Origin of the sequence: Mesorhizobium sp. M2A.F.Ca.ET.037.01.1.1, assembly GCF_003998075.1 — a bacterium.
GTDB lineage: Bacteria > Pseudomonadota > Alphaproteobacteria > Rhizobiales > Rhizobiaceae > Mesorhizobium.
The window spans coordinates 1-5,878 of record NZ_RZSA01000364.1 but is presented as its reverse complement, the minus strand read 5'-3'; the positions used below and the strand labels follow the sequence as shown (position 1 = coordinate 5,878).

Below are 5,878 nucleotides of genomic sequence, written 5' to 3'. Positions count from 1 at the left end.
GACTTACGACGAAGCAGGCAAGATGGTCGGTTGCCATGCCTTCTACGGGCAGGCTGGCGGCATCGCGAACCTGTTGCAGATCCAGGCGCCCGGACCCCACTGGGGCGCGACGCTGGACGGCCTTATCGCGGCTGCGCGGGAGATGGGCTGCGTGGGCATAACCGGACAGACACAAAGCAGGTTCCTGCCGCACCTCTTCGGCTACAACCGTCTCTTCTTCCGCTATGCCGGCGGCACGATGGTGCGCTCACGCATCACCGAGGTCGCGGAAGCGGTCCGCGCCGGCGACATCTTTATCGGCGGATTGACGGGCGATCGCTGGACCCGGCTGAGTTCCGATGATTTCGGTCGCGTCTGACGATCAGATGAAAGTGTGCGGCGCGGCGCAAAAACCGGCAATGATCTGGCAAAGGTCCGGTTCATGGACCATTTGGACTGCTTCGATGGCGCCAACCCATTTGCGCGTCCGGGCGCGCTTCTCTTTCCAGCGGTCCGCAATGCGGTCGACATGCAGCGGAAAGACCAGGACTTCGCAGGGCACTTCCTCGCCGGAGGCGAGGACCTTGGCATAGAAATAACGGCCGGCTTCAAGATGCGAGATGGTGCCGCGCAAGCCGGCTTCCTCGCCTGCTTCACGGGCGGCCGCCTTGCAAAGCGGTTCCCTGGCCTCCGGCCAGCCCTTGGGCAACACCCAGCGCCCGGTGTCGCGGCTGGTGATCAGCATGATCTCGACGCCGGCTTCGCTTTCACGCCAGGGCAGAGCGGCAACCTGCAGGCGGCAGGGCGCCTTGCCGAAGAGCCGCCGGACTCTTTCGGCCATCTGGGTGTGTGTTGCCGGCCTCGTCAACATCGGAAGAAGCTGCCCCAGCCTCCAGAATCGTTTGCCACCTTACGAATCTTACGGCGAATTATGGGCTTTAAAAGTAAAAAACTTCACTCCGTGGGAAAATGCCGCCAGAAAAGGTCAATCTTACAAAGTAGACATGCTCATTGGTTCGACTACACGCCGCTCCTTTGAGGCAGATTCTCTGGAAAATATGACGGCCGTTCAGCCGACATGATCGTCCGCGATCGGCTTCTGGTATGTGAAGCCCATGTCCCAGGGAAAGTAGATCCAGGTGTCCTGGCTGACCTCGGTGACGAATGTGTCGACCAGCGGGCGGCCCTTCGGCTTGGCATAGACGGTCGCGAAATGCGCCTTCGGCATCATGGCGCGCACGATACCGGCTGTCTTGCCGGTATCGGTCAGGTCGTCGATGATCAGCACGCCGGCGCCGTCGTCGGCAAGCAGCGGCGGCGAAATCTCCTTGAGAACCTGAAGCTGACCCTGGCTGGTGTAGTCATGATAGGAGGCGACGCACACCGTCTCGATGATGCGGATGCCGAGCTCGCGCGCGATGATCGCCGCCGGCACCAGGCCGCCGCGCGTGATGCAAACGATCGCTTTCCATTGGCCCTTGCTGGCGCCGGAAAGCCGCCAGGAAAGTGCGCGCGCGTCGCGATGGAACTGGTCCCAGGAGACGGGAAAGGCTTTTTCGGGAAGGGACATGGCTCACGCACTCCGCAAGGCGCGCCGTTGGCGCGCAGAAACACTGGAATGCAGGCGGAATTAGCCGGAAAGCGCCAGGCTTGGCAAGAGCAGGGGCCGGCAACGGCTGTGGACTTAAGGCGCCGCGCTGAAACGGGTTCAAGCGGCGCTCGTCAGACTTGCGCAGGCGTTGCCCTGAATCTTGCTACCGCTTCCGAGGGATGCTCAACGCGAAAGGAAAGCTGCGACATTCGTCGTGCGCAGCACCGTGCGGGTGACGCCGCCGAACAGAAGCTGGCGCAGCCAGGAGTGGCTGTAGGCGCCGAGCACCAGAAGATCGGCGCCGGATTCGGCGATCCTGGCCTGAATCATGTCATCGACCGAAGTGCCGCCGGATTTCTGCACGCAGACGCTGACATTGGCGCCATGGCGTGACAAGGCCGCGGCGATCTCGGCGCCGGCCGCTTCCGGAGATTCATCGAGCGTCTCGGGCGGGTCGATGACGAGAATGTCCGTCTTGTCGGCCTCGGCGATGAAGGGCAGGGCATCGAACGCGGCGCGGGCCGCTTCCTTGCTGCCGTTCCAGGCAAGCAGCACGCGCCTGAAGGTGGTGACCAGTGGCCCGTCATGGGGCACGACCAGCACCGGCCGGCCGGCATCATAGACCAGCGTGTCGACATCGGCGCTCGGGTCGCCGCCGGTATCGCGCTGCGCGGCGATGATCAGATCGGCGGCGCGCACGCTCGTTATGCCGGTCAGCGCGCTGTCGCCGGAGAAGCTTTCCAGGCTTCGCCATTCGAAGGACAGGCCGGATTCCTCGATCCGCTTCAGGAAATAGGCCTGCAGCTTGCCGGCGCGCTCCTTGTTCATCTCGGCCGAGACCTGCAGGAACTCGGTGTCCGGGAAGCCGGTGGCCGACGTGTAGGGAACGGGCAACGCCTCGGCATGGATGCCGACGAGATGGCTCTCGAACCTTTCGGCAAGCGGAAGGGCGCAATCGAGAACGCGCTCGGCGTCCTGCTCGTTCTGCAAAATGGCGACGATTGTCTTGAAGCGCATGGCCGGTCCCTCAATTGTTTGCGCTACGCGTGGCAGCAAGGGAACGCCTCAGCGCGTTGACTGGTTCCAGCCGAACGCCGGTCAGCCCGCCTTGGCGAAGCCCGCCACCATCGCCTCGACATCCTTGCGCGCGGCCTCGAGCGCTTCCTCGCTGCGGGCGCGCACGACGAGCTCGGTCCAGAACTTGCCGTCGCCATATTTGGGATAGGAGCCGATGATGGTGTCGGGATGCGCCTTCTGGACATCGGCCAGCGGCCCGCCGATCAGGCCCTCGCCGAAGGGGCAGTGCACCGTGGCCGACAGCATTTTGGTGCCGGCCCTGAGCGTCGGCACGACGTTGTCGAGCATGGCCTGGAAGATCGACGGCACGCCCGCCATGACGTGGACGTTGCCGATGCGGAAGCCCGGCGCGACGGAGACGGGGTTGTCGATAAGGTCGGCGCCGCGCGGCATGCGCGCCATGCGCTTGCGCGCTTCGGTGAATTCGATGCCGCGGCCGGCATAGCTCGCCTCGAGCAAGGCGTAAGCCTTGGCGTCGTACTCGCAGGGCACGCCGAAAGCCTTGGCGATCGAGTCGGCGGTGATGTCGTCATGCGTGGGGCCGATGCCGCCGGTGGTGAAGACGTAGGTATAACGGGCGCGCACGGCATTCACCGCCGCAACGATCTCGTCCTCCTCGTCGGGAACGATGCGCACCTCCTTCAGGTCGATGCCGATCGCCGTCATGATGTCGGCGAGATGGCCGATATTCTTGTCCTTGGTGCGGCCGGAGAGGATTTCGTCGCCGATGACGAGCATGGCGGCGGTGACGATTTCAGGCATGGCGGACTCCGGCTCAAAAGCTCGCCTGAGATAACGCGCCCTGAAGCCGGCCGCAATGCGAAAGCCGGCTGCGCTTGTGGCGGCGGCCGTTGCGGATATGGTGCGGTCGGTCGAGAGCGGATGAAACCATGCTGATATCGATTGTCCTGTGGCTGCTCGCGGGCTTGCTCGCCGCGGCCGCCCTTGTCCTGCTTGCCCTGATGCTCGCGACATGGCGGATCGCGGCGAAGGCTGAAAGGCTGGTGCCGGCTTGCGGAAAGTTCATCGAGATCGACGGCAACCGCATTCATTATGTGGAAGAAGGCGAGGGCAGGCCGATCGTTTTCCTGCATGGGTTGGGCGCCCAACTTCACCATTTTCGCCATACGCTGTTCGGACGCTTCGGTCCCGGATATCGGCTGATCGCGCTCGACCGGCCGGGCTCGGGCTATTCGGTTCGGGCAAGGAGCGCGACCGGCCGGCTGCCCGAACAGGCGGACATCGTGCGGCGCTTCATCGAGGAACTGCGGTTGGAACGACCTTTGATCGTCGGCCATTCGCTGGGCGGCGCCGTCGCGCTTGCGCTCGCCACCGAGCATCCGACCTCGATTTCCGGCATCGCGCTGCTGTCGCCGCTGACGCATCTCGAAGCGAGGATAGGTCGGCGGTTCGACCTGCTCTATGTTCCATCGCCGCTGCTGCGCCGGATCCTGGCCTATACGGCTGCGATACCGCTTAGCCTGCGTTACGCGCAGCCGACGCTGAGATTCATCTTCGCGCCACAAGCGGTTCCCGCGGACTACATGATCGCCGGCGGCGGATGGCTCGGGTTGCGCCCGTCCCACTATTTCGCCACCTCCACCGATGTCGTGGCCGTGGAACGGGACCTTGGCCAAATCGAACGGCGTTACCGCGACATAGCGATGCCGGCTGGCATTCTGTTCGGTACCGGCGATCGTGTGATAGGCGAGGCCGTCCATGGCGAACCGATGCTGGACGAGATCAGCGGCCTCGACTTCGAACGGGTCGAAGGCCTCGGCCACATGCCGCAATTCATAGAGCCCGAACGGGTCGTGGCCTTTATCCAACGTGTCGCCGCGCGTGGTTTCGCCAACGCGAGATGATTTCGGCCAGAGCAATTCCAGGAAAAGTGTGAGCGGTTTTCCGTCCGGAATTGCGTCAAAAAACAAAGCGATAGGACGTTTCGCCGTTTCCGTGAACGGTGAAACGCCCTAACGCCCCGCGCTGCAGCCCACGGCCGTTCACGAAACGTCACATAAAAGTGTCGGACATTCCGTCCTACCCGCAATTTCTGGTGGAACTTTAGGCCCCGTCGCAGGGTTTCGGTCGTATCGCTGTGGGGCTTCGGCCCCACATATTTTGCGATCGACAGAATGGAGAAATCCGATGCTTACAAGACTTATCGCAGCTTCGGCGCTGGTGCTGGCCATGGGTGGCGCGGCCATGGCGCAGTCATCAGATGACTGGTGGTGGCACCGCGACCATCGTCCCGCCGCGAGCGAGCAAGTAGACCCTTATAGGACCGGCAGCATCAATGGGGGCTCAGGGCTGAGCACCTCCGGCAACAGCACTGGAGCCATAGGACCGTGCGCGGACATCACGCCGGGGCCGGACGCCAACTCACAACAGAACGTCAACGACAATTACTGCGGCAAATAGAGCCGCATAGCCGGCGGCCGGTATGAAGCCTCGGGCTTTGGTGGTCGCGGAGGCCCCCTCAGTTCTTAGTCCGGGCGTTTCACCGTTTCACGGAAACGGCGAGGCGCCCCATACTGCGCTTTTTACGCGATCCCGAACGAAGGCTGCGCCGAAAGGTGCCGAGCCTGACCACACACTTTTCCTGGAGTGTCTAGTCCGATACTTCGGTCTGCGGCCGGTCGCGGCCGTCGGCAAGCTCATCGTGCCACTTTCCTTCGGCATCCTCATACTGGATGCCGTCCGTGGTTCCGGCGACCTGCTGCTCGGACGAGGCGATTTCTGCGGCGCGCAGCGCCTCCTGGTGAGTACGGAAAGTCTCGGAAAACGTCGAGCCGACCTTGTAGGCCCAGCCGCCATCATGCTCGACGATCTTGTAAGTCAGCTTCGCCATGAAATCCTCCGGTCAAGAACCGTGCTAGCACGTTTCACCGTTTCACGGAAACGGCGAAACGCTCTTTGTTTCTACGCAATTCCAGACGGAAAACCGATCAGTTTTCCTGGAAGTGCTTAGTGCAGCTTTCCGTCTGGCAGCCTGTCTTCGGTAACCAGCACTTCCGATTCCCTGGCCGCCTCGATAAGGGCGCGACGTGCGTCCGCTGGCGAACGATACCCTTCCAGCGCTTTGAGGCAAGTGTCGAGAGCGTCACGATGGCGCTCGCCGCGATTGAGCGGCCAAACGGTCATCAGGCACTCGGCGGCCTCGCGGGTGCTGCTGATCTGGCGATATTTGCCGACATGGCCGAGCTCGACCACCACCGGCTTCTCAAAAGG

General features: G+C 63.0%; 8 protein-coding genes and 1 pseudogene. 3 read left to right on the top strand and 6 right to left on the bottom strand.

Features of this window, described 5'->3' with window-relative positions; all coding sequences use genetic code 11:
* Positions 1-358, top strand: a pseudogene (locus tag EOA27_RS18660) (hypothetical protein); the annotation flags it as partial.
* A 3-nt stretch (positions 359-361) separates the two neighbouring features.
* On the opposite strand, the gene EOA27_RS18655 reads toward EOA27_RS18660, so the two are convergent.
* The 4 genes from EOA27_RS18655 to EOA27_RS18640 form a co-directional block, all read right to left on the bottom strand.
* Positions 362-850 carry an NUDIX hydrolase gene (locus EOA27_RS18655; RefSeq protein ID WP_126082417.1) on the bottom strand — a complete coding sequence of 163 codons (489 nt, stop codon included), beginning with the start codon at positions 848-850 and terminating at the stop codon, positions 362-364.
* Positions 851-1,048: 198 nt separating this feature from the next.
* Positions 1,049-1,549, bottom strand: a complete 501-nt coding sequence (gene gpt / locus EOA27_RS18650) for a xanthine phosphoribosyltransferase (RefSeq protein WP_126060535.1) — start codon at positions 1,547-1,549, stop codon at positions 1,049-1,051.
* A gap of 204 nt (positions 1,550-1,753) precedes the next feature.
* The gene (locus EOA27_RS18645) at positions 1,754-2,587 is read right to left on the bottom strand and encodes a universal stress protein (protein WP_126082418.1); all 834 of its coding nucleotides are present in this window, start codon (positions 2,585-2,587) and stop codon (positions 1,754-1,756) included.
* An 81-nt stretch (positions 2,588-2,668) separates the two neighbouring features.
* Complete coding sequence (locus tag EOA27_RS18640; RefSeq protein ID WP_126082419.1) at positions 2,669-3,409, bottom strand: competence/damage-inducible protein A; 741 nt, start codon at positions 3,407-3,409, stop codon at positions 2,669-2,671.
* Positions 3,410-3,537: 128 nt separating this feature from the next.
* On the opposite strand from EOA27_RS18640, the gene EOA27_RS18635 reads away from it, so the two are divergent.
* Both EOA27_RS18635 and EOA27_RS18630 read left to right on the top strand, forming a co-directional pair.
* Positions 3,538-4,512 (top strand): alpha/beta fold hydrolase, encoded by a 975-nt coding sequence (locus EOA27_RS18635; protein ID WP_126082420.1) that lies wholly within the window; start codon positions 3,538-3,540, stop codon positions 4,510-4,512.
* A 283-nt stretch (positions 4,513-4,795) separates the two neighbouring features.
* The gene (locus EOA27_RS18630) at positions 4,796-5,068 is read left to right on the top strand and encodes a hypothetical protein (protein ID WP_127256864.1); all 273 of its coding nucleotides are present in this window, start codon (positions 4,796-4,798) and stop codon (positions 5,066-5,068) included.
* A 190-nt stretch (positions 5,069-5,258) separates the two neighbouring features.
* Here EOA27_RS18630 and EOA27_RS18625 read toward each other — a convergent pair whose 3' ends face one another.
* Positions 5,259-5,498: a DUF2188 domain-containing protein gene (locus EOA27_RS18625; RefSeq protein ID WP_042644408.1), complete on the bottom strand. Its 240-nt coding sequence runs from the start codon at positions 5,496-5,498 to the stop codon at positions 5,259-5,261.
* A 116-nt stretch (positions 5,499-5,614) separates the two neighbouring features.
* Positions 5,615-5,878: DUF982 domain-containing protein (locus tag EOA27_RS18620; RefSeq protein ID WP_145970404.1), on the bottom strand; the 264-nt coding region annotated here is incomplete at its 5' end.

Bases quoted from the DNA above. Each gene is read 5' to 3' on its own strand.
- EOA27_RS18655 (WP_126082417.1), bottom strand. From the start codon at position 850: ATGTTGACGAGGCCGGCAACACACACCCAGATGGCCGAAAGAGTCCGG.
- EOA27_RS18635 (WP_126082420.1), top strand. From the start codon at position 3,538: ATGCTGATATCGATTGTCCTGTGGCTGCTCGCGGGCTTGCTCGCCGCG.
- gpt (WP_126060535.1), bottom strand. From the start codon at position 1,549: ATGTCCCTTCCCGAAAAAGCCTTTCCCGTCTCCTGGGACCAGTTCCAT.
- EOA27_RS18645 (WP_126082418.1), bottom strand. From the start codon at position 2,587: ATGCGCTTCAAGACAATCGTCGCCATTTTGCAGAACGAGCAGGACGCC.
- EOA27_RS18625 (WP_042644408.1), bottom strand. From the start codon at position 5,498: ATGGCGAAGCTGACTTACAAGATCGTCGAGCATGATGGCGGCTGGGCC.
- EOA27_RS18640 (WP_126082419.1), bottom strand. From the start codon at position 3,409: ATGCCTGAAATCGTCACCGCCGCCATGCTCGTCATCGGCGACGAAATC.
- EOA27_RS18630 (WP_127256864.1), top strand. From the start codon at position 4,796: ATGCTTACAAGACTTATCGCAGCTTCGGCGCTGGTGCTGGCCATGGGT.